The organism is Rhodococcus sp. RDE2 (assembly GCF_020885655.1).
GTDB classification, from domain to species: Bacteria; Actinomycetota; Actinomycetes; order Mycobacteriales; family Mycobacteriaceae; genus Rhodococcus; species Rhodococcus pyridinivorans.
On sequence record NZ_AP025186.1, the window covers coordinates 3856995 to 3880524 of the forward strand.

20 protein-coding genes (1 of these 20 running past the window's edge) are annotated in these 23530 nt (G+C 68.8%); 1 reads left to right on the forward strand and 19 read right to left on the reverse strand.

The genetic code is table 11. The features are described from left to right. The 13 genes from LPH33_RS17860 to mftE form a co-directional block, all read right to left on the reverse strand. Positions 1-472: the 5' portion of a non-ribosomal peptide synthase/polyketide synthase gene (locus tag LPH33_RS17860; protein WP_420714499.1), read on the reverse strand. 26552 nt of this gene lie to the left of the window's left edge; the window shows 472 of its 27024 coding nt (coding positions 1-472); its start codon is at positions 470-472; its stop codon lies off the left edge, out of view. Positions 473-801: 329 nt separating this feature from the next. Next, positions 802-1152: a hypothetical protein gene (locus LPH33_RS17865; protein ID WP_229565302.1), complete on the reverse strand. Its 351-nt coding sequence runs from the start codon at positions 1150-1152 to the stop codon at positions 802-804. Between the two features lie 65 nt (positions 1153-1217). Next, a complete protein-coding gene (locus tag LPH33_RS17870) occupies positions 1218-3188 on the reverse strand; it encodes an acetoacetate--CoA ligase (RefSeq protein WP_229565303.1) in 1971 nt (656 codons plus the stop codon). A gap of 139 nt (positions 3189-3327) precedes the next feature. Next, positions 3328-3597: a GlsB/YeaQ/YmgE family stress response membrane protein gene (locus tag LPH33_RS17875; RefSeq protein WP_059383259.1), complete on the reverse strand. Its 270-nt coding sequence runs from the start codon at positions 3595-3597 to the stop codon at positions 3328-3330. A 146-nt stretch (positions 3598-3743) separates the two neighbouring features. Further along, positions 3744-5411 (reverse strand): AMP-binding protein, encoded by a 1668-nt coding sequence (locus LPH33_RS17880; RefSeq protein ID WP_229565304.1) that lies wholly within the window; start codon positions 5409-5411, stop codon positions 3744-3746. Between the two features lie 141 nt (positions 5412-5552). Beyond that, on the reverse strand, positions 5553-6953 hold the full coding sequence (locus tag LPH33_RS17885; protein WP_372473777.1) for an MFS transporter: 1401 nt from the start codon (positions 6951-6953) through the stop codon (positions 5553-5555). A 146-nt stretch (positions 6954-7099) separates the two neighbouring features. Continuing rightward, the gene (locus tag LPH33_RS17890) at positions 7100-7648 is read right to left on the reverse strand and encodes a hypothetical protein (RefSeq protein ID WP_120279974.1); all 549 of its coding nucleotides are present in this window, start codon (positions 7646-7648) and stop codon (positions 7100-7102) included. A 133-nt stretch (positions 7649-7781) separates the two neighbouring features. Further along, complete coding sequence (locus tag LPH33_RS17895) at positions 7782-8306, reverse strand: DUF779 domain-containing protein (protein WP_120279975.1); 525 nt, start codon at positions 8304-8306, stop codon at positions 7782-7784. Between the two features lie 93 nt (positions 8307-8399). Continuing rightward, on the reverse strand, positions 8400-9923 hold the full coding sequence (gene adh, locus LPH33_RS17900) for an aldehyde dehydrogenase (RefSeq protein WP_059383407.1): 1524 nt from the start codon (positions 9921-9923) through the stop codon (positions 8400-8402). A 66-nt stretch (positions 9924-9989) separates the two neighbouring features. Further along, entirely contained in the window at positions 9990-11288 is a 1299-nt protein-coding gene (locus LPH33_RS17905) for a GAF domain-containing protein (protein ID WP_120279976.1), read from the reverse strand. A gap of 36 nt (positions 11289-11324) precedes the next feature. Beyond that, the gene (gene mftG, locus LPH33_RS17910) at positions 11325-12785 is read right to left on the reverse strand and encodes a mycofactocin system GMC family oxidoreductase MftG (protein WP_229565305.1); all 1461 of its coding nucleotides are present in this window, start codon (positions 12783-12785) and stop codon (positions 11325-11327) included. A 1-nt stretch (position 12786) separates the two neighbouring features. Further along, positions 12787-14220: a mycofactocin biosynthesis glycosyltransferase MftF gene (gene mftF, locus LPH33_RS17915; RefSeq protein WP_229565306.1), complete on the reverse strand. Its 1434-nt coding sequence runs from the start codon at positions 14218-14220 to the stop codon at positions 12787-12789. Beyond that, complete coding sequence (gene mftE / locus LPH33_RS17920; RefSeq protein ID WP_229568385.1) at positions 14217-14900, reverse strand: mycofactocin biosynthesis peptidyl-dipeptidase MftE; 684 nt, start codon at positions 14898-14900, stop codon at positions 14217-14219. The genes mftF and mftE overlap by 4 nt, the downstream gene beginning before the upstream one ends. A gap of 97 nt (positions 14901-14997) precedes the next feature. On the opposite strand from mftE, the gene LPH33_RS17925 reads away from it, so the two are divergent. Then, a complete protein-coding gene (locus LPH33_RS17925; protein WP_229565307.1) occupies positions 14998-15981 on the forward strand; it encodes a GNAT family N-acetyltransferase in 984 nt (327 codons plus the stop codon). Here LPH33_RS17925 and LPH33_RS17930 read toward each other — a convergent pair. From LPH33_RS17930 to mftB, 6 genes are read right to left on the reverse strand one after another with little or no spacing between them, the layout of a single operon-like run. Further along, entirely contained in the window at positions 15956-17941 is a 1986-nt protein-coding gene (locus LPH33_RS17930; RefSeq protein WP_229565308.1) for a mycofactocin system FadH/OYE family oxidoreductase 2, read from the reverse strand. The two genes, LPH33_RS17925 and LPH33_RS17930, sit on opposite strands and share 26 nt — an antisense overlap. A 2-nt stretch (positions 17942-17943) precedes the next feature. Continuing rightward, positions 17944-18756: a mycofactocin-coupled SDR family oxidoreductase gene (locus LPH33_RS17935; protein ID WP_229565309.1), complete on the reverse strand. Its 813-nt coding sequence runs from the start codon at positions 18754-18756 to the stop codon at positions 17944-17946. Positions 18757-18807: 51 nt separating this feature from the next. After that, positions 18808-20709 (reverse strand): mycofactocin system FadH/OYE family oxidoreductase 1, encoded by a 1902-nt coding sequence (locus tag LPH33_RS17940; RefSeq protein WP_229565310.1) that lies wholly within the window; start codon positions 20707-20709, stop codon positions 18808-18810. Between the two features lie 13 nt (positions 20710-20722). Then, entirely contained in the window at positions 20723-21931 is a 1209-nt protein-coding gene (mftD, locus tag LPH33_RS17945; RefSeq protein ID WP_120279984.1) for a pre-mycofactocin synthase MftD, read from the reverse strand. 22 nt (positions 21932-21953) lie between these two features. Further along, the gene (gene mftC / locus LPH33_RS17950) at positions 21954-23195 is read right to left on the reverse strand and encodes a mycofactocin radical SAM maturase (protein ID WP_229565311.1); all 1242 of its coding nucleotides are present in this window, start codon (positions 23193-23195) and stop codon (positions 21954-21956) included. A gap of 19 nt (positions 23196-23214) precedes the next feature. After that, positions 23215-23529 carry a mycofactocin biosynthesis chaperone MftB gene (gene mftB / locus LPH33_RS17955; RefSeq protein WP_060650754.1) on the reverse strand — a complete coding sequence of 105 codons (315 nt, stop codon included), beginning with the start codon at positions 23527-23529 and terminating at the stop codon, positions 23215-23217. Position 23530: the final 1 nt, after the last annotated feature.

Genomic DNA, 23530 nt, shown 5'->3' on the forward strand with positions numbered 1-23530 from the left:
TCATGAAGGTCGCGGCGGCGAAACCGTCGAGCGCGAGATGGTGGACGCGGTTGTACCAGAAGTAACGACGGTCACCGATGCGCAGGACCGTCGCGGAGATCAGCCGGTCGCGGAGGACGTCGACGGGACGGCTGCGGTCGTGGCGCATCCAGTCGAGGGCGGCCCGACGGGGATCGGGCTCACCCCGCAGGTCCTCGTAGCCGACGGAATCGTCGAGGGTGGGATCGACGAGCTGGTAGGGCTGGGCGTCGACCTCGATGAATCGGAGGAAACCCGATCCCATCTCGCGGGCGGCGCGGACGCTCGCGGCGTGCAGCAGGTCGAGGTCGAGGTCGCCTTCGAGTTCGACATACTGAGCGATGTTGGCAGGCACCGTCGGGTCGACGTGCTGCGCGAACCACATGCCCAATTGGGCAGGGGACAGCGGGAAGGCCCCTTCCGGAACACCGCCTCGCACCGAGTTGTCGTCCATAGAGCCACCGACACCCAGCGAGTTCAATCCCACGCCTCCCTGTTCCTCGTTCTTCCATACGGGATTGCTGCGACCATTTCAACAGCCCCCTACGACCGGATCTCATCCGATCGACACTTCCGAAAGATCCCGTACTCGTATGTATCCCCGATGGGGTAACAGCGCGTTACATGGATCGGTCGTACGCCGACGGTTCTATACGCGCCACAAAAACCGGGCCGTCGAGGCGATATCTCGACGGCGCGACTCGTCTACCGGTAAGTAGCACACGCGTTCCAATCTACAGCGCCACGGAGCGCTCAGGAAAACCGCAGTGAACCGTCCAAAGATCACCAAGTCACGGCGATGATGACGTTGAGAATGCCCAGACCACCGGCGACATGGGCGAGAGTCGCGGTCGAGCCGGGATTCTGCTTCTCCTTCTTCAGGCCGATGAACGCCACGACGAGCACGGCGAGGGCGACCAGCAGCTTGATGCCGATCTTCATGTGGTTCACCTCGACGACGTCCTGCGCCTCCCGGAGACCGACCAGGGCCAGACCCGTCACGACCTGCAGGATGGCGCCGTGCAGCATGCCGGCGACGACGCGCGGTTCCTTGATGACCGCGAGCCACGAACCGATGATGCCCGCGAGGCCGATGAAGTGCAGGATGAGGAAGATCTTGATGGCGATGTCCATGGGCGCAATCCGACCATTCCGGGCGTGGGCTGTCCAGTAAGGCGACACTCAGCGAGTGCCCGGGATCACGCCTGGCTGCGGTACCAATCGAGCAGGTCCGGGTCGTCGATCGCGGTGCGGTCCACCGCCCTGGCGGGATCGGCTCCCTGCAGGATCCGTTTGAGGGGAACCTCGAGCTTCTTACCGGTGCGGGTGTGCGGCACCCCGGGCGCGGCGACGATCTCGTCGGGCACGTGCCGGGGCGAGGCGTGCTCGCGCACGGCCGCACGGATCCGTTCCTTCAGGTCGTCGGTGAGCGTGGCGCCCTCGGCGAGGACGACGAACAGCGGCATGCGGTACGTGCCGTCGGGTCGTTCGATGCCGAGCACGAGCGACTCGACGATCTCGGGGAGGGTCTCCACGGCCTGGTAGATGTCGGCACTGCCCATCCGCACGCCGTGACGGTTGAGCGTGGAGTCGGACCGGCCGTGTATCTCGAATGTGCCGCGCTCGGTGATCGTGATCCAGTCGCCGTGCCGCCACACGCCCGGATAGACGGAGAAATAGGAGTCGCGGTAACGACTACCGTCCGGGTCGTTCCAGAACCGCACCGGTATGGACGGCATGGGAGCGGTCACGACGAGTTCGCCGACCTCTCCGCGCACCGGTCGGCCCGCCTCGTCGAAGGCGTCGACCGCCACACCGAGGCAGGGCACCGAGATCTCCCCCGGCCACACCGGCACGGTGGGGACGGCCCCGACGAAGGCCGTGACGACATCGGTCCCGCCGGAGATGGACATCACCTGCACGTGCTCCCCCGCGTTGTGCGCCAGCCACGACGACGAGGAGGCGGGCAGCGTCGACCCGGTGACTCCGACGCCTCGGAGGGCCGACAGATCGTGGTCGTCCTGCGGAACGACACCGGCCTTGATGCAGGCCAGCACGTATCCGGGGCTCGTCCCGAGTACCGTGACGTTCTCGTCGGCCGCGATCCGCCACAGGCGATCGACCTCGGGATGGGACGGGGCGCCGTCGTAGGTGACGACGGTGCACCCCACGAGCAGCCCCGAGAGCAGGAAGTTCCACATCATCCAGCTGGGGCTGGTGTACCAGAGGAAGCGGTCGCCGGGACGGAGGTCGAGGTGCAGCGACAACGCCTTGAGGTGCTCGAGCAGCACACCGCCGTGGCCGTGCACGAGGCCCTTCGGCGGGCCGGTGGTGCCCGAGGAGAAGACCACCCACAGCGGGTGGTCGAAAGCGACGGGCAGGGGGTCGAGGTCGGCGTCGCCGGAGACGGCGTCCTGCCAGTCCAGGACGGTCCCGTTCCGTCCGGCCGTGTCCGATGGCGGCTCGCCGGCCGTGTCGAAGGACGTTCCGCCGTCCGACACGACGACGGTCAGGGCGAGGCCGGGCATCGCGGCGCGGAGGCGGTTCACCTCGTCGACGCGGTCGTGCCGCCGTCCTGCGTAGCGGTACCCGGTCGCCGTGACGAGTGCCCGCGGTTCGATTCGGCCCAGACGGTCGATCGCCGCGGGCACGGCGTAGTCCTGTCCGCAACCCGCCCAGACGGCCCCGATGCTCGCCGTGGCGAGCAGGGCGACGATCGCTTCGGGGATGTTCGGTAGGTAACCGACGACACGGTCGCCTTCCCCCACCCCGTGCGCTCGGAGGGTCGCGGCGAGCGCGGCCGTGCGGCGTTCGAGTTCGGCCCAGCCGATCTCGCGCCGGTGTCCCTCCTCGTCGAGATGGACGACGGCGGCCTCGTCCGGGGGACGCTCCCGGAAGACGTACTCGGCGAAGTTCAGTCTCGCGCCCGGGAACCACACGGCGCCGGGCATGGCGGCGTCGGCCAGAGCCGGGCCGGGATCGGTGTGGGAGACGACGTCGAAGGCGTCCCACACGGCCTGCCAGAAATCACCGGGTTCGTCGACGGACCACTGCCACAACGCCCGGTAGTCGGGCAGGTCGAGTCCGTGTCTCTCCTCGACGAACCGGGTGAACCCGGTGACGTTCGCCTGCTCGATATCGACGTCTGTCGGCGTCCATTGCGGTTCCACCACAGTTCACCTCCGGTCCGGGACCGTATCCGAACACGCCCGAAGGCCCCGCTCGGGCCCGACAGGAGGTGGTGCACGGCCGATCGCCGTGCACCACCTCCCGGTCGTCCGGGCGGAGCCCCGCGCGACGGGCTCTCGGCTATCTCCTCTCGCGCGTCGCAGAGGTGTAGATGAGAGTGAGAACCACCGCGACGGCAATGGAGATGATCCAGCGGATCCAGTCGATGCCGGAGGTGTCCTCGTTGCCTTCGGACGAGATCATCCCCCAGATCCAGTAGCCGATCAGCGCGCCGATGATGCCGATGATGATCGTGATGATCATGCCCATCGCCTGCTTACCCGGGATCACCAACCGGGCGAGGATGCCGATGACTGCGCCGAAGATGATGGTGCCGATGATTTGTCCCATGGTGAGCCTCTCTGTTCGGCGCCGCACCTGCGGGCGGCGCAACCTCGACGACCATGTACCTCCTCAGTGTCGATCATGAACAGCGCACGCGGAGGCCGAATCGACGTCCCTTCCGGGTGAATTTCCTTCTCCGGCAGGCCGGGATCTCACCGGCCCCCGTCTGCTCCGGCCGCCGCGAGCAGCGCGATCGCCTGCTCGCGCATCTCCACCTTGCGGACCTTTCCGGTCACCGTCATCGGGAACTCGTCGACCACGTGCACGTAACGCGGGATCTTGTAGTGGGCGAGTTTCCCGGTGCAGAACGCCCGGAGCGACTCGGCGTCGAGCGGCTCCGCGCCTTCGCGCATCCGGATCCACGCCATCAGTTCCTCGCCGTACTTCGTGTCGGGCACGCCGACGACCTGGGCGTCGAGGATGTCCGGGTGGGTGTAGAGGAATTCCTCGATCTCGCGGGGGTAGATGTTCTCCCCACCCCGGATGACCATGTCCTTGATCCGGCCCGTCACCGAGACGTACCCGTCCTCGTCCATGACGCCGATGTCGCCGGTGTGCATCCATCGGGCCGCGTCGATCGCCTCGGCGGTCTTGTCGGGCTGATCCCAGTAGCCGAGCATCACCGAGTAACCGCGGGTGCACAGTTCGCCGGGTTCGCCGCGCGGCACCGTCAGTCCGGTGACGGGGTCGACGATCTTGACCTCGAGATGCGGGCCGACACGACCGACGGTGCTCACGCGCCGCTCGATGCTGTCGTCGCTGCGGGTCTGCGTCGAGACCGGGGAGGTCTCGGTCATGCCGTAGCAGATGGAGACCTCGCTCATGCCCATCCGGTCGATGACCTGCTTCATCACCTCCACCGGGCACGGTGATCCCGCCATGATGCCGGTGCGCAGGCTCGACAGGTCGTAGTTGTCGAATCCCGGGTCGGCCAGTTCGGCGATGAACATCGTCGGCACGCCGTACAGCGACGTGCACTTCTCCTCGGCGACGGCGCTCAGCGTCGCGGCGGGATCGAAGCCCGGCGCCGGCAGCACGATGGTCGCGCCGTGACTCGTGCACGCGAGATTGCCCATCGTCATCCCGAAGCAGTGGTACAGCGGGACGGGGATGCAGACCCGGTCGCGTTCGGTGTAGTGGCACAGCTCGCCGACGAAGAAGCCGTTGTTGAGCACGTTGTGGTGACTGAGGGTGGCGCCCTTGGGGAAACCGGTGGTGCCCGAGGTGTACTGGATGTTGATCGGATCGTCGGGCGACAACGAGGCCTGGGCCGCGTCGAGCGGTGCCCGGTCCTCGGTGAGCGCGGCGCGGCCGGAGTCGACGAGTTCGTCCCACCGCGGCGAGTCGAGCAGGACGACGTCCTCGAGGTCGGGGCAGTTGGGCCGTACGGTCTCGATCATCTGCGCGTAGTCGGAGGTCTTGAACGTCGGGGCGGACACCAGCATCCGCACACCGGCCTGTTCGAGGACGTACTGCAGCTCGTGCGAGCGGTAGGCCGGGTTGATGTTGACGAGGATCGCTCCGATCTTCGCGGTCGCGTACTGTACGAGCACCCACTGCCAGCAGTTGGGTGCCCAAATGCCGACGCGGTCGCCCTTGGTGATGCCCGCCCGCAGCATACCGAGCGCGAACGCGTCGACGTCCGCGACGAATTCGCTGTAACTCCAGCGTTTTCCGGCGGCGGAATCGACGAGCGCCTCACGGTCGCCGAAGCGGGCGGCGGTGCGGTCGAGGTTGTCGCCGATGGTGTCGCCGAGCAGCGGGACGTCCCAGGCACCCTGGGCATAGCTGGGCAGACGGTCGACGTCGAGGCCGGACATCGCATTCTCCTTCACGAGACGGGGATACGGCTGTGGTGGCGGTCGTCGGGCTGCTGCCGGACGACCGCCACCGGGGGTGGATCGGTGCGAGACGGATCCGCCTGCGGCGGATCGGTGCGAAACGGATCCGCCTGCGGCGGATCAGAGAGCCCGGTCGCGGGTCTCCATGAGTGCCGCGGTGCAGACCAGGCTCACGAGGCCGATCGCGGCCAGCATGATCCCGATCGCGATACCGCCGTAGGAGGCAGCGAGCGGTGCGGCGATCATCGGCGGGATGGCGCCGCCGAGGACACCGGCGAAGTTGTAGCCCAGACCGGCACCGGTGTAGCGGTAGCGGGTCGCGAACATCTCGGGCAGCAGTGCTCCGCACGGTCCGTAGGCGATACCGAAGATCGCGAGGGTGATCATCATCCCGAGCACGAACGCGATCGGTGAGCCGGTGTCGAGGAGCGGGAACAACACCAGTGCCCAGACCACGGAGAACGCGCACGAGACCATGATGACCTTCTTGCGCCCGAAGCGGTCGGAATACAGCGCGGACAGCACGATCGCGAGACCGAAGACGAGCGACGAGGCGATGCCCACCATCAGGACGAACGGCCGGCCGAATCCCAGCTTGGACGTCGCGTAGCTGGTCAGGTAGGCCGTGCCCATGTAGAAGAAGGCGAACATGATGGCCAGCGCACCGCCGGCGAGGAAGATCTCCTTGGCCTGGTAGCGCAACGCGTCGAGGAAGGGCAGCCGGCGCGGGGCCTCGACCTCGGCGGCCGGGGCACTACGGCGGGCTTCCTGCTCCGCACGAAAGACAGGAGTCTCTTCGATGGCGAGGCGCATGTAGAGGCCGATGCCGACGAGAACGATGCTGAGCAGGAACGGGATCCGCCAACCGTAGTTCAGGAAGGCGTCGTTGGTGTCGCCGAGGGCGAGACCGGTGAACAGGAAGGTGCCGCTCGACAGGGCGAAGGCGATGGCGGGACCGAGCTGCGGGAACATCGCGTACAGACCGCGTTGGCCCGGTGGCGCGTATTCGGCGGTGAGCAGGGTCGCGCCGGCCCACTCACCGCCCACTGCGAAGCCCTGGGCGAATCGCAACAGCACGAGGATGATCGGGGCGGCGACACCGATGGTCTCGGCGCCGGGTAGAAGGCCGATGAGCAGGGTGGAGATACCCATCAGCAGCAGCGTGGAGATCAGCGTCTTCTTGCGTCCGATGCGGTCGCCGAAGTGCCCGAACAGCATTGCGCCCACGGGGCGGGCGATGAAGGCGACGGCGAAGGTCGCGAAGGAGGCGACGGTACCCGCGGTCGATCCGAGTGCGGGGAAGAAGACCGTCGGGAAGACGAGCGCTGCGGCGGTGCCGTAGATGAAGAAGTCGTAGAACTCGATCGTCGTGCCCATACAGCTGGCGACGGCGACGCGCCGGATACCGGGCCCTTCCTTCGAGGGTCCCGCGTGGCGGGGTGTGGATGGATCGGGACGCGAACGTCCCACCGGTCCGGCGACGGGGGGTTCGGCAGCCCCCGGGGTCGACACACTGGTCACGTGAGTCCTCCGTTGTCCGTTCGAACCGCGGGCGTGATCGCCTCGGCGGATGAACGAAACGTAGTGATGCCGGTCACCCACTCGCCACCCCCGAAAGGGGGGTGCGGGTGACCGGCATCACATAGTGTGCCGAACGAACGAAATTGTCAGCGGCCGGCGGCGCCCGCGATCTCCTGGCGCATCTCGCCCCACACGGAGGCGTAGGAGTCGATGTTGGCGGCCGTGGCCCACGCCAGCGAGCCGCCCTTGATCTTCTCCAGGGCCTCGGCGAACAGGTCCTGGTAGCGCGACAGGCGCGGCACGAACGCCGACACGTCGTCGAACAGACTCTGTGCCCGGCGGTCGAGGCCGATGAGGCCGTCGACGAATCCGTCGGCGTCCGCGTTCTCGAGGAGCGTGTTCAGCTCCTCGTCGAGCGGGAGGAACTGGTCGTAGAGTTCCGAGATCGAATCCTCGTCGATGGAGACCCGTTCGGCATCGAGCTGATCGTTCAGCTCGGAGGTGCCCTTGTCGGTGAGGCTGATGCCGCCGTCGTTCTCCGACGCCTTGCCCTGCTCGAGGAGCGCGGCCACCGCGGCCTGACCGGCCGACACCGACACCCCGAGGTGCGCGGCGATCACCTCGGCCGTGACCTGCTTCTTCAGACGCACCGTCTGCAGCAGTGCCAGTTCGTCCACGTTGCCTGCGAAGGCCATGCCCACTCCTCGTCGCACCCGCCGGGCGCCCACGTCGTCGTCCGGAATCCGGACGGATTCCGTTCCGATTCTGACGCACACCGGCAACCGGCAGGTGAGTCACCCTCCTCCCGATGGGATCATGCAGAGGGGATCACGGGGACAGGCCGGGCACCGGGCACGCATCGGCGGCCTCGGCGACCACGGTGGGCACATCGGACACGGCGGGCTCCACGCCGGCCTCCCGGTCCCGCCCGGTGAGCGGCCGGTCGGCTTCCAGGAGGGCCAGTTCGTCGGGAGTGAATGCGCGCCCCCTGCTGAGGAAACGCACTCCCTCCGGACTTTCGAGACTGAACCCGGAGCCGCGTCCGGGCACCACGTCGAGGACGAGACAGGTGTGCTTCCACGCCTCGAACTGCGAACCGGAGATCCACACCGGCACGGCGTCGGCGCCGACCGGCGGATCGGAGCGGGTCTCCCCTGCCCCGAGACGCAGGTCGAGGACTCCGAGGAGCACGTCGCGGTCGCCGACGACGAAATCGCCCTCGGGATAACACATCGGCGCGGAGCCGTCACAGCATCCGCCGGACTGGTGCATCATGAGCGGTCCGTTGCGCTGCGCGAGGCGGCGCAGCAGGGCGACGGCATCGACGGTCGCCACGATTCGCGGGACGGTCACAGTCCTGCCTTTCCGTTGGGGTGCACGATGTTCCGAGCGTATGGCAACGGCGCCTGCCACGTCGTGCGGACGTGACAGGCGCCGAAGTTCGGATCAGAAGAAGCCCTGTGCCTTGGGGGCGTAGGACACCAGGAGATTCTTCGTCTGCTGGTAGTGGTCGAGCATCATGTGGTGGTTCTCGCGGCCGATGCCGGACTGCTTGTAACCACCGAAGGCCGCGTGCGCGGGGTACTGGTGGTAGGTGTTCGTCCACACCCGGCCGGCCTGAATGGCGCGACCGGCACGGTAGGCGACACCACCGTCACGGGACCACACACCGGCACCGAGACCGTAGAGGGTGTCGTTGGCGATCGAGATCGCGTCGTCGAAATCGGAGAAGGACGTCACGGACACGACCGGGCCGAAGATCTCCTCCTGGAAGATGCGCATCTTGTTGTCGCCCTGGAAGATCGTCGGCTGCACGTAGTAGCCGCCCGAGAGGTCGCCGCCGAGATCGGCGCGCTCACCACCGGTGATGACCTTGGCACCCTCGCTCTTGCCGATCTCGATGTACGACAGGATCTTCTCGAGCTGGTCGTTCGAGGCCTGAGCGCCGATCATCGTGTCGGTGTCGAGCGGATCGCCCTGGCGGACGGCCTTGGTGCGGACCGCGGCGAGCGAGAGGAAGTCGTCGAAGATGTCCTGCTGGATCAGCGCACGCGACGGGCACGTGCACACCTCACCCTGGTTGAGGGCGAACATCGTGAAGCCTTCGAGCGCCTTGTCCTGGTAGTCGTCGTTCGCCGACAGCACGTCGGAGAAGAAGATGTTCGGGCTCTTGCCACCGAGTTCGAGGGTGACCGGGATCAGGTTCTGCGAGGCGTACTGCATGATCAGCCGGCCGGTGGTGGTCTCACCGGTGAACGCGATCTTGCGGATGCGCGGGCTCGACGCGAGGGGCTTACCCGCCTCCACACCGAAACCGTTGACGATGTTGACCACGCCGGGCGGCAGCAGGTCGCCGATGATCGAGATCAGGTGCAGGATGGACGCCGGGGTCTGCTCGGCGGGCTTGAGGACCACCGCGTTGCCGGCGGCCAGGGCCGGCGCGAGCTTCCACACGGCCATGAGGATCGGGAAGTTCCACGGGATGATCTGGCCGACGACGCCGAGCGGCTCGTGGAAGTGGTAGGCGACCGTCTCGGAGTTGATCTCGGAGATCGAACCCTCCTGCGCGCGAATGGCTCCCGCGAAGTAGCGGAAGTGGTCGATCGCGAGCGGGATGTCGGCGTTGAGGGTCTCGCGGATGGGCTTGCCGTTGTCCCACGACTCGGCGAGGGCGATCGACTCGAGGTTCTCCTCGATGCGGTCGGCGATCTTGTTGAGGATCACCGCGCGTTCGGCGGGCGAGGTCTTCCCCCAGGCCGGTGCGGCGGCGTGGGCTGCGTCGAGCGCGAGTTCGATGTCCTCCTCGGTGCCGCGAGCGACCTCGGTGAACACCTGGCCGGTGACGGGGGTGACGTTCTCGAAGTACTCCCCCTTCACCGGAGGCACCCACTGGCCGCCGATCCAGTTGTCGTACCGGGACCGGAAGGACATGAGGGCGTCGGGCGAACCGGGACGGGCGTACACGGTCATGTGCATCTCCTGCAGCGTCGAGCGGTCGGTATGTGATCCGGAACACTACGAACGCGAGGGTTGCAACTACGTTGCGAGCTGCCTGTCCAATCGGGTCAATGTGGCATCGACCTGCGCGAAGCGGGGCGACCGAGGATCGATCGATGCCCGGTAGGCCGCCCAGGCGGTGATGTCCTCGCGGCCGTGGACGGACGAGGTCCATTGCGCGAGCAGATGCTCCTCGCCGCAGCGCAACAGCGCCGCCCGCACGCCCGAGCGGAGTTCGTCGCGGATCTCCTCGATGCCCGGCGCCATCGATCCGGGCAGGATCTCCCCGGTACAGAGGCGGACCGCCGAGGCCACGTCGCCGCGGTCGAGTGCGCGACGCACGTCCGCGACATCGGTGTCGAGCGTGGTGAGCAGCCGGTAGGGCCGCGAGCCGAGGTGTTCGGCCCCGAGCACCTTGCGCAGGCGCGACATCTCGGCGCGGATCGTCACCGAGTCGAGTTCGTTCTCGTCGAGCAGCACCGCGAGCCGGTCGGAGCTCAGGCCCTCGGGGTGATCGGCGAGGATCAGCAGGATCTCGGCGTGCCGACGGGACAGGCCGACGCGTTCGCCTCCGCGGTGCAGGGCGGGCCGCCCGGCGCCGATCGTCTCGATGCGCGGCGTCGCCGAGGGGAACAGCGGGCGGCCGCTCAGGGCATGCAACCGCAGTTCGGCCTCCGCCGCCGCGACCGTCGCGCGAACGAGTTGCAGGACCTCGGGCGCGGCGACGCGGTGACCACCGGTGATGTCGATGGCACCGAGGACCCGGCCGCTGGTGGGGTCGTGCACGGGAGCGGCCGAACAACTCCATTCGTGCACCGTGCGGTTGAAATGCTCGGCGCCGAAGATCTGCACCGAATGATCCACGGCGAGAGCCGTTCCCGGAGCGTTCGTGCCGACGCGGTCCTCGCTCCAGTCGGCACCTTCGACGAAGCTCATCGACAGGGCGCGGTCGCGCGCGGCGTGGTCGCCCTCGACCCACAGCAGCCGTCCCTGACCGTCGGTGACGGCGACCAACAGTCCGCTGTCGGCGGCGTCCTCGACGAGGAGCTTGCGCACCACCGGGCGGATCAGCGACATGGGGTGGCCGGCGCGGTACTCCTCGAGTTCGTGCCCGGAGAGCAGTGCGGGTTGTTCGACGACGTCGGGATCGATGCCGCGTTGCAGGCTCCGGCTCCACGAGTCGCGGACCACCGAGCGCACCCCGTCGAGCCGATCCTTGCCGCGCGCGGAGACGAATGTGCCGTGCGCGCGCAGCACCGCACGTGCGTGCGCGGCCACGTCCGCTCCCGGGTCGAGTGCCACCCACGGGTTGGTCGTCGCGATTCCACGATCCGTCATGTACCGGCGCCTCCTCCCCCGACACTGTAGTCGGGATCACACCGTGTGCGGCAGGGCATCCCTCGCGGTCGCGGCGACCCGGTGGGCGAGCATCACCGCGGTGGCGTGCGGTCCACGGCTCGGGACCTGCGGAAACACCGAGGTGTCGACGACGCTCAACCCATCGATCCCGCGCACGCGGCACCACTCGTCGACCACGGCGTGCTCGTCGTCGCCCATCCGGCACGTTCCGGACAGGTGCAGCGACGTTCCGAGCCTGCCACCACGCGCGTCCACGCTGCCGGCCTCGACGACGCCGGTGGTCGCGGCGAGGAGGTCGGCGGCGAGCCGGACACCCTCTTCCAGAGCTCGCCGGTCGGCCGCGTCGGTCAGGTATCGATAGTCGAGCAGAGGTGGACGTCGCGGGTCGCGTTCGTCGAGCACGATGCGTCCGCGACTGCGTGGGCGCGTCAGGACGACGCCGAGCACCGGATCGGCGACACCACTGCCGGGGATCGCCGCACCGAATGCCGCGGTGTACGGGCGCAGTTCGAGGTTCTCGGTGTGCAGGACCGTCTCGAGCAGCAACGTGTGCGACGGGAGACCCGGGCGGAACCGGTAGGGGACGGTGAACTCCGGGTGGTCGGAGAAGTCGCAGCCCACCCCGGGAAGGTCGTGCAGCGGATCGATGCCGAGCCGGCGCAGTTCGTCGGCCGGTCCGATGCCGGAGAGCATCAGCAGCTGGGGGGACCTCACCGCGCCCGCGGCGACGATCACGTGTCCGGCCGAGATCGTGCGTGGTCCGTCGGGTCCGGCGATCTCGACGCCCACCGCGCGACCGCCCGCCATCACGATGCGGGTCGCGGACACCCCGCCGGCGACCGTCGGATTCGGCCGGTCCAGGACGGGCGCGAGGTACGCGAGGAACGGACCCACCCTCGTGCCGTCACGCACGTTCGACGGAACCGCACCCACCCCGTCGGGTCCTGGAGCGTTGAGGTCGGCGACCGGTGTGAATCCCGCACCTTCGGCGGCGTCGACGAAGGCACGCGAGAGCGGATGCATCCGTTCGCGCGGCACCCGGGTGACCGGTATCGGGCCGGAACTTCCGTGCAGGTCGCCGGGGATATCCGCGTCGGTCTCGACGGCCCGGAAGTACGGCAGCACCTCCTCGTACGACCACGAGGCGGGCCACGACGCGAAGTCGTCCGGCCGCGCACGCACGAAGTAGGCGCCGTTGACCGCGCCGGAACCGCCGAGCACCCGGCCCCGCGTCACGGTCGCCTCGACGTCCGGGGTCAACCGTGCGGGGAAGTCCGCCGCCCACGGGCTCTCCGGACCCACCGGGAGGACGGCAGCGTCGCGGATCTCGCGTGGAACAGCGGACGCCGATCCGAACGCCGCGCCCTCCTCGAGCAGCAGCACGGTGCGGTCCGGATCGTCGCTGAGCCCGGCGGCGAGAACGCAGCCGCAGCTTCCACCGCCGACGATCACCACATCGGCGTGCGCCGGGATCATGTCACTTCCGGATGTCGGGTACGAGCGCGGCCGCCGCGCGGGCGTCGAGCGCGCCCTTCCACAACCCCGCGCCGTAGGCGAGGTCGTCGAGGCGCTTGTAGAGCAGGTACCGGACGGGATCGAGCCCGCCGCTCTCGCGGTGCGTCTTCCAGTCCCAGATACCTTCGGCCACAGCGCAAGCCAGCACGGCCCGACGAACCTTGCGGGAGAACACCGCTGCGACGACCGTGACCGGCCAGTAGTGCCGGCACACCGCCGACGCCACCTGCCACAGACCACCGGCGAATCCCTGGGCCGTGAGCAGCGCGGCGATGCGGTCGGGCCGGTCGAGTTCGGAGAACATCCGCCGCAACCGCACGAAGGTGACCACCTGGGTCAGCACCGCTGCCATCACCCCCACGCGGGTGAAGCTCGCGATCGCGACGCACGCGAGGAGCGTCCAGATCGACATCACCATCGGTGGGACGGAACCCGGATGCCGCTCGGCGAGCGGGGCCGCACCGGTTCCGTAGAATGCCTTGCGCGTCAACCACGTCCGGAAGCGGGTGCGATGGTCGTGCGCGACCCGCGAGATGGGCTCGTACCGCAACCGCCACCCCGAGGTCTGCAGTCGCCGGCACAGATCGACGTCCTCGGCCACGTGCAGCGCCTCGTCGAAACCACCGCAGGCGGCGAGCGCGTCGCGACGGACGAGCAGCGCCGCGCTCGGCACGTACGAGACAGGACCACCCGCGACCACGGCGGATTCCCGGCTGCCGAGGTCGAGCGACGAGCGTGCGTGCTCGTACTTCGCGAGCGCGCTGCTGTCGGGTTCGAGGGCCACGATGCGCGGCGCGACGAGTGCGACCGCGGGATCGGTGAAGTGCCCCAGCGATCGTTCGAGCCAGCCGAGTTGTGGTACCACATCGGAATCGAGGAAGGCGACGAATTCCGTTGTCACCTGCTGCAATCCGGTGTTCCGGGCCGCTGCGGGCCCACGGGAGGTCTCGTGCCGGATCACCCGGACGCGACCGCGTTCCGGCGCCTCGACCGGCTTCTCGGAACCGTCGTCGACGACCACGACCTCGTGCCCTTCGACGGCGGCGAGCAGACGGGCGAGGCCGGAAGGATTGTCCTTGACGGGGACGACGACGGTGACGGCGGAACTCGGCGGCAGCTTCGTCGGCCGGGGGTTCCCGATGCCCGAGTCCAGCAGACGGCGCGCGACCGCGGCGCTCTGCGCGTCGACGACCTCGACGAAGTCCTCGTCGATCATCGCTACGGCGGCGGGCGCGAGTGTGAGCATGCGCGTGGGCGATCCTCCGACGAGGACACGTCCTCCGGCGAAGCTGCGCACCCGTGCGTCGATGCGCACACCGAAACCGTCGGGGAGCCGGGTCGCCCGGGGCTGCGCCGCCTCCGGGGACGTCGCCTGTGGAGTGATAGCCCGACTCACCGAAGCCTTCCTTCCGTTCCCGGCTGCCACCGGGCGACCTGTGCACTCGCCCGCTCGACCAGACTCGCGAACAGGCGCGCGCCGAGTTCTGCGGTGGCCTCGGTGGGGTCTCCCAGCACTCCGTTCGCGGACACCGAGACGATACCGGCTTCGCGCAGTCGTGGCATCAGTGCTCCGATCGGTTCCGTCGCTCCGACCGCGGCCCGTGTCATGTCGACCGTCCCGGGTGCCAGGTGCAGCAGCAGACTCGTCTCCGTGACACCGGCGTGGGCGTCGGATCCCGGCACCGCGCACGGAAGCCAGGCAGCGTCGCGGCCTTCGTATCGCAGGAGGCTCACCGCCTCGATCAGCGGATAGGCGTTGCCGCCGTGCCCGTTGACGAAGACGACCCGCTTCGCCCATCGGCACACCGACCTGCCGTATTCCACGATCACCGCCTTCGTCACCTCGGCTCCGATCGAGACGGTGCCGGCGAAACCTTCGTGTTCGCCACTCGCTCCGTAGGGCAGCGGCGGGGCGACGACCACCTCGGGCAGCGCCGCGGCGACAGCAGTCGCGATCCGGGTGTCGGTGTCGAGGGGAAGGTGCGGGCCGTGTTGTTCGAGCGCACCGATCGGGACGGCCACCGTCACCCGGTCGGGTTCGATGTCCGTCCAACAGGCGTCGGCGAGCTCCCGCATCACCGCTCCGATGCTAAGGGTTTCGCGGGCGTGCACGAAACCCGGAGGTCCCGGTAGGTCCGCCCGGACGCCGAGATCCGATCGGTACTCTTTCCCGGTGCTGATCGAACCTCGTCCGCTGGACGATCCGGACGTGCAGGACCTCATCGGCGAGGTCCAGCTCGAATACGTGCGGAGGTACGGCGGGCCCGACGACACCGAACTGGCGCCGCACGAATTCGAGCCGCCACGCGGGGTGTTCCTCCTGGCGGTGGCCGACGGGGTTCCGGCCGGGATCGGCGGCTGGCGTGCACCGGAGCATTCGCATCGAGGGGTGCGCGACGACGATGCCGAGATCAAGCGGATGTACGTGCGGGCGAGCATGCGGCGACGTGGTGTGGCAGCACGGGTGCTGGGTGCGCTGGAGCGGACGGCGACCGATGCCGGTCGCCGCCGCATGATCCTCGAGACGGGCAGCGAGCAACCCGAGGCGATCGCGCTGTACGCGAAGGCCGGGTACGTGCCGATGACCGAGCGCTTCGGGCTCTACGCAGAATCACCGACGGCGATGTACTACTGCAAGGAACTGCCCCCGATCCGTCCGGCGACCGACGACGACCTGCCGGTGCTGCAGGAGATCGAACGCGCGGCGGGCAAGCCCTTCACCGAGATCGGGATGGCGTTCGTCGCCGACGACGATCCTCCGTCCGTCGAGGAGTTGCGCGCCCACCGGGACGCGGGCCGCTGCTGGGCGTGGTTCGACGAGCAGGGACGAGCGGTCGCGTATCTCGTGGCCGACGTCGTCGACGACGGTGTCCACATCGAGCAGGTGTCGGTGCATCCCGCTCACGCGCGTCGCGGGATCGGCCGCAAGCTGATCGACCATGTCGCGGGGTGGGCTCGGGACGCCGGGTTCGGATCGCTGACGCTGACCACCTACCGCGACGTGCCGTGGAACGGCCCGTACTACGCGCGTCTCGGCTTCCGCACGGTCGCGGACGATGCCCTCTCCCCCGCGCTCACCCGGATCCGCGCGGAGGAACGGAAGCACGGCCTCGACCGCTGGCCGCGGATCGTCATGCGTCGCGGGCTGGAGACGTAGGAGCCAGGTCCCTGGCGGCCCGCTCCCCCTCGGCGATCGCGGCGTGCAGGCGGCGTGGGGTCACCGCATCGCCCACGCGGATCACCCTCGTGCCGGCTCCTGTGAGTTCCCGCCACAACTCGTCGACGGGCTCCTGATGGGTGGCGACGACGACCGCGTCCACCGTGAGCGTCGTCTGCTCACCGGTCGCGTGGTGGACCAGGGCGACCTCGGCGCCGTCCTGCAGGTCCACGACACCGCCGACGGCGACGCCGGCGAGTCGCTCGATCCGCTTGTCGTGGGCGCGGCGCAACCAACCGTCGAGCTCGAGCGTCAGGCCGAGGTCCTGGCCGACGAGCATCCCCGGCGTGCCCACCGTCACCGCACATCCCCGGTCCGCCAGCAGTTCGGCGACCGACGTCGCCTGGTGGAAACCGAGATCGTCGACGACGAGGACCCGGCCGGAGGGTGCGGTGCGACCGGTGAGCACATCGCGCACATCGCTCACCCGTGCGGACGATCCCGCCCAGGCGGGCCGGTGCGGGCGCGCGCCCGTCGCGACGACCACGACGTCGGGCGCGAGCGCGTGCAGTGTCGCGGCATCGGCGGTCACACCGGTGCGGATGTCCACTCCCCTGCGGCGGCACTCGGCGTCGAGGTGGGTCACCGCACCGAGCAGTTCGGCACGGTGCGGGGCTGCGGCCGCCTCACGGATCTGACCGCCGGTACACCGGTTCCGTTCGAGTAGCGTGACCGAATGCCCCTGTCCGGCAGCCGTCACCGCAGCCTGCAGACCCGCGGGTCCGCCGCCGACGACGACGACCCGATGCGGTACGGCGGTCGCGGCGGGAGCGTCGGATTCGTACCCGGCATGGGGATTGACCGCGCACGCGATGGGACGGTTGAGCCCGACCCGTCCGATGCATTCCTGATTGCAGCCGATGCACGGCCGAATCTCGTCGTCGCGTCCGGAGAGGGCCTTGTTCGCGAACTCCGGGTCGGCGATCTGCGCACGCACGGCGCCGACCAGATCGCACACTCCGTCGGCGAGCGCGGCACCGACCTGTTCGGGTCGGGTGAAGCGCCCGACCCCGACGACCGGCAGCGACACCGCTGCCCGGATCGCGTCGGGGACGAACAGTGAATAACCGTGCGGGGTGGACATCGGCGCTTCGACCAGATGCAACGTCTCGGTCGCGACGCCCACGGACGTGTTGAGGTAGTCGGCGTCGCCGCTCGCCTCGAGCATCCGCGCGACCTGCACGGCGTCGTCGATACCGACACCGCCCTCGGTGCCGTCGTGACCCGTCAGTCGCACGCCCACGACACGGTCGCGCCCGACGGCCCCCCGCACCGCGGACACGACCTCGAGCAGCAGGTGGGCCCGCCCCGTGAGATCCCCGCCGTAACGGTCGGTGCGACGGTTCGTCGCGGGTGCGAGGAAGGCACGCAGGACCGATGCCTGGGAGCACTGGATCTCGACACCGTCGAAGCCGCCCTCGGCGCAGCGGCGGGCGACGTCGGCGTAGCCCGCGACGAGTTCGGCGAGGTCGGATTCCGTCACCGCGCGCGGGACCTCACGGAAGAGCGGGTCGGGTTCGGGGCTCGGCGCCCACAACGGTTGCCCCGTGTACATCGAGGTGCCCTGCGCGCCGTTGTGGTTGAGCTGCGCGAGGATCCGCGTGCCGTGCCGGTGGACGGCGTCGGTGAGGCGGCGGTAACCGGTGACGACGTCCGGGTCCCAGCCGCGGATCAGTTTCTCGTAGGGCCGGTCCGAGGGGTGCACGGTGTGCTCCTCGGTGACGATCATCGACGCGCCGCCGCGTGCCCTGGCTTCGTAGTACGCGATGTGCCGGTCGGTGACGGTGCCGTCGACCGAGAAGTTGGTCAGGTGCGCCGGGAAGACGATGCGATTGCGCAGGGTGACCGGACCGATCCGCAACGACGCGTGCGGAACGGTTCCGGTCCCCGTGCGCGTCACGGTCAGACCTTCGAGTTGCCCTGGTCGAGAGCCATCTGGCTGCCGGTGATGGTGGAGGCCCGATCGCTCGCGAGGAACAACACGGTTTCGGAGATGTCGTCGAGATCCGCGATCGGCTTGTGGGTGAGGATCGGCGCGAAGGACGGCTCCCAGGACGGGTTCTGCTCGAACAGCTTCAGGACACTGACGTCGGTGCCCATCGGGGTGTTCACACTGTAGGGGTGGATGGAGTTGACCCGGATCCGGTACGGGCCGAGTTCCTTCGCCGCCGCTTGCGTGATGCCGACGAGGCCGAATTTCGCTGCCGCGTAGTTGATCTGCCCCGGCATCGCCTTGAGGCCCGCCACCGAGCTGACGACGATGATCGAGCCGCCGTTGCCGGCCTCGATCATCGCGGGGGCGGCTGCCTTGAGGGTCTTGAAGACACCGGTGAGGTTGATGTCGATCAGCTCTTCGAACTGGTCGTCGGGCATCTCCCAGAAGCGGTTCCAGCTGCAGATGCCTGCATTGGCGACCACCACGTCGAGCCGTCCGAACTGGGCGACGCCCTCGTCGACGACGGCCTTCAGCGCCGTGCTGTCGCGCACGTCGGCGACGCGGGCGAGGATCTTCCCGCCGGCCTCCTCCACGAGGCGGACAGTCTCGTGGAAGTCGTCCTCGGTGGCCTGCTCGTAGGTCACGTACTCCGAGACCGGGGCCGCGATGTCGACGCCGATGACGGACGCGCCCTCGCGCGCGAACCGGATGGCGTGGTTGCGGCCCTGCCCGCGTGCGATCCCGGTGATGAAGACGACCTTGCCGTCGAAATCTCCCATGTCGGCCCTTCCCGTCGACCCAGATTAGAACACGTTTCAGTGTGCCCCATGTTACAGTGCCGCGGCCACCCCGTATCCCTCTCGGACGGCCTCGCGCACGGTTCTCGGGGCCGCGCGGTCGCCGATCGACCACGATCCCGGCCGCTCGGACACTTCTGCCGGGAGCAGGGGTGCGCAATCGACCAGAACCGCGTCCGCGACCGACGTGGATTCCCCGGACACCCGGTCGAGGAGGACGACTCCGTCGGCATCGACCGAACCGATCCGGCACCCGAGATGTCTCGCCACGCCCGCCCGCTGCATGCGGACGTCGAAGGCGACGAGGTCCCCCGTCGGCGCGAGTCGTGATCCGGCCACCTGATCACCCGTCGCGTAGTGGACCTCCACACCGCGCTCCACGAGACGGTCGACGACGGCCCTCGCCACCGGACCACCCATCGGATCCCACACGACCACCGGGGACGTAAGAGGCCGTTTCCCCGACAGCACCTCCGCGGCGGTCGCGTACCGCTCGGGCGCGGTCACCGGAAAGGAGGGCGGACGTGGCAGCCCGCCGGTGGCCTGCACGACCGCGGTGCCGGCGGCGAGTGCGCTCTCGATGTCGGCAGCACCGGCTTCCGTGCCGGTACGGATGTCGACGCCGGACTCGAGGCACTGCTGTTCGAGCCAGCCGACGAGCGCAGCGAAGTCGGGCCTGCCACCGCGCGAGACGGCGGCGATCGTCCCACCGATCCGCTCGTCCGCCTCGACCAGGACGACACGGTGACCGCGCGTCGCTGCCACGCGGGCTGCCTCCAGGCCGGCGGGTCCGGCACCCACCACGAGTACGTCGCGTGCGGAGGTCACCGGTCCGGGTGGGTCCCGTGTCTCGTCGCCGGCCTCCGGGTTCGCGATGCACCCCACAACCGGATTGTGGAAGTCGTCGACGAGGCACGCGTGGTTGCAGCGCACGCAGGGACGCGGCCGACGACCACCACGGGCGGCGGCGACGAGGTCGGGGTCGGCGATCTGCGCGCGGGTCATCTCGACCAGGTCGCACGCGCCGTCGGAGAGCGCCCGCTGCGCGTGTCCGACGTCGACGATGCTGCCCTGCAGAGCGATCGGGATCGATCCGGCGATCTCGTCACGGATGCGGCGGCACAGGTCGTCGTTGAACCCGGCAGGGACATGCGCGGCGGGCCGATACGACTCGGGTGAGAACAATCCACCGCGCACCACCGTGAGCAGATCGATCGACGGTGCGATCGCGCGGACGTATCCGGCGGCGATGTCGGGAGTGATGCCCGCCCACGGCGCGTTCTCGTCGCACGAGAGTCTCAGGGCGAGGATGCGATCCGCACCGATCCGCGTGCGAACGGCGGCGATCACTTCGCGGAGCAGCCGCACACGGTCGGTGCCGTAGGTGTCGTCGCGGTGATTGGTCAGCCCGGAGAGGAACTGCCGCAGCAGCGAGGTCGGTCCCGCGTCGAGTTCCACTCCATCGAGATCGGAGTCCACGGCGACGACGGCGACGCGGGCGAAGGACTCGACGAGCTCGGCGATCTCACGCTCGGTCGCCTCGGCGGGCAGTTCGCGTGTCACCGGGTCCGGCACGCGCGAGGGCGCCCACAGCGGTGCGCGGGTCCACGCGCTCGAACCCTGGAGGCCGCGATGGCCGAGGCCTGCGAGCACGAGTGTCCCGTGCGGACGGCAGGCCTCGACGATCCGCCGGTAACCGTCCCCGCAGCGCTCGGCCAGCGGCGCGCGTTCGTAGGGATGGTCGGAGGGGTGTACCGAGGCCGTTTCCGTGACGACGATCCCGCACCCACCCCGCGCACGTCGCGCGTAGTACGCGACGTGACGGTCCGAGAACGACCGGCCGTCACCGAGATTCGTGACGTGCGGACCGAAGATCACCCTCGACGGAGCGGTGCGTCCGGCGAGGGTGATCGGTTCGGTGAGCGCGGGGCCCATGTCGTCGGTTCGGTCAGATGCCGAGATCGCGGCGGAAACCGTCCGGCACGAAGACGTCGTCGGGGGTGAGCTCGTGGATCGAGTTCTTGCCCAGTCCCATGAGGGCGGAACCGATTCCGCCGGACAGGATGTCGAGGACGTTCTCCACACCGGCCTGGCCGTTCGCGGCCAGACCCCACAGGTACGCGCGACCGATGAGCACGGCCCTGGCGCCGAGCGCGATCGCCTTGACGACGTCGCTGCCGCGGCGGATACCGCCGTCGAGCAGCACCTCGACGTCCTTGCCCACCGCCTCGGCGATCGCCGGCAGTGCCCGGATCGGCGCCGGGGTGCCGTCGAGGTTGTTGCCGCCGTGGTTGGACACCGAGATGGCGGTGACCCCGGCGTCGACGGCGCGCTTGGCGTCGTCGACGCGCATGACGCCCTTGAGCATGAACGGTGCGTCACCCCACTGCTCGCGCAGCCACGCGACGTCCTCCCAGGTGGGCAGGGGCGTGGTCATCCACTCGCCGTACGCACCGAAGAAGGTCGGGGCCTGACCCTCCGGCGGGGTGAGATTGGGGGTGGTCAGGTCCGGCACACCGCCGGTCTTCGCCCATTCGAGAAGCCACTTGGGGCGGGTGATGCCCTCGGGGGCGAACTTGACCATCGCCTCGAGGTTCATCCGCTCCGGGATAGCGGGACTACCCCAGTCGCGACCGTTGGAGAACGACCAGTCCAGGGTCATGATCAGACCCTTCGCACCGGCGGCGCGGGCACGTTCCATGCGCTGGATCAGTGTGTCGCGGCTGCCCACCCAGTACATCTGGAAGAAGGTCTTGTCGTTGACCGCCGCGACTTCTTCGATGGATTTGCTCGCGAACGACGACAGACCCATCGCGGTGCCGCGGGCGGCGGCGGCGCGGGCCACGGCGACCTCACCGTCGGGGTGTACGGCCTGCACGCCGGTCGGCGAGATCATCACGGGCAGGGACACATCCTGTCCCATGATGGTCGTGGCCATCTCCCGCTTGTCGGACAGTCCCGCGACGTGCGGGGCGAATCCGAGTTCGCGGAAGGCGGTGGTGTTGTCGTCGACCGTGATGCCGGCCTCGGACCCGGCGACCAGCGCGCCGTAGACGGACTTGGGCAGGCGTTTGCGGGCGCGCTGCTGTGCGATTGCGACGGTCTCGAACCACGGGTCCTGGGCCCACGGATTCTTCAACCAGGAAGGCTTGGCCATCGTCGGTCGTCTCCTCGAAGATCTAGAGCCCTGCGAGCGGATTCTCGTCGCAGAACTTGGCGGGGGGCTTGGTGAGCAGGGTCAGCGGTACCGGTGCGGCCGGGGTGCGCCGTTCGGCGCGCTTGCCGGTACGCGAGTGGTCGACGCTCGACTGCGGCACGGTGCGCTCGGCCTCGAGCGCGGACTGTCCGTAGCCCTGCACGCATTCGGGATCGGGGCCGTCCATCGGCAGGCCGGTGAAGAACTTCGCGGCCATGCAACCGCCGCGGCACGAGTCGAAGAAGTTGCACGACGCGCACGCACCGGCGGACTGCGGTTCGCGCAGTTCGCGGAACAGCTCGGAGTTCTTCCACACCGACGCGAAACCACCGTCGGTCAGGATGTTTCCGGCGTGGAAGTTCTCGTGGATCGCGAAGGGGCACGCGTAGACGTCGCCGACCGGGTCGATCAGACACACCACGCGTCCCGCACCACACAGATTCAGTCCGGGCAGCGAGCCACCACCCTCGCCGCCGAAGGCGGACAGGTGGAAGAACGAGTCGCCGGTGAGCACGCCCTCGCCGTGGGCGACGAGCCAGTCGTAGAGCTGCCGCTGCTGCTCGTGGGTGGGATGCAGGTCGTCCCACACGTCCACGGCGCGGCCGGACGGGCGCAGTCGCGTGATGCGCAGGGTCGCGCCGTAGCGGTCTGCGAGAGCCTTGAACTCGTCGAGCTGGTCGACGTTCTGGCGGGTGACGACGACGGAGATCTTCGCGTCGCGAAAACCCGCCTCGGACAGGTTCTCGAGCGCGCGCACGGCCATCGCGAACGAACCCGGCCCACGCACGGCGTCGTTGACCTCGGCGGTGGCACCGTCGAGGGAGATCTGCACGTCGACGTAGTCGGAAGCGGCCAGCCGGGCGGCGACCTTCTTGTCGATGCGCACACCGTTGGTCGAGAACTTCACGCCCACCTGATGTTCGGTGGCGTAATCGACGAGTTCCCAGAAGTCCGATCGCACGGTGGGTTCGCCGCCACCGATGTTGACGTAGAAGACCTGCATGCGCTGCAGCTCGTCGATGATCGCCTTGCACTGTTCGGTCGACAGTTCGCGCGGGTCGCGCTTGCCCGACGAGGACAGGCAGTGCACACACGAGAGGTTGCAGGCGTAGGTGAGCTCCCAGGTCAGGCAGATCGGGGCGTCGAGGCCCTTCTCGAACTGGTCGACGAGGCGACCGACCTTCGGTGGGGCGGAGGTGGTGGGCGGTTCGAGCAGCGAGGTCATGGGCTGGTCCTTACAGACGTCAGGCAGGAACGATCATGTGCGAATCGGCCAGGGTGCCCAGGGCACGCACGTAGGGCCGCTCGGCGTTCTCGTCGATCCCGTGCGCTCGCAACGCTTCTCGCACCGAACCGTGGTCGCCGAGGGATCGGACGACGTCGACGATGACAGTGTTCTTCAGGAACGACAACTTGCGGGTGCCGAAGTGGTAGAGCAACGCCCCGAACGGCTCGGGGCGAAGCGCTACCTGCGGGTGGAGCCGCCAGCCGGCACCCGGATCGAACATCTCGGTGTCCATTGCTACGGGGGACACGTCGGTGGCTCCGGGTGCGGTCATG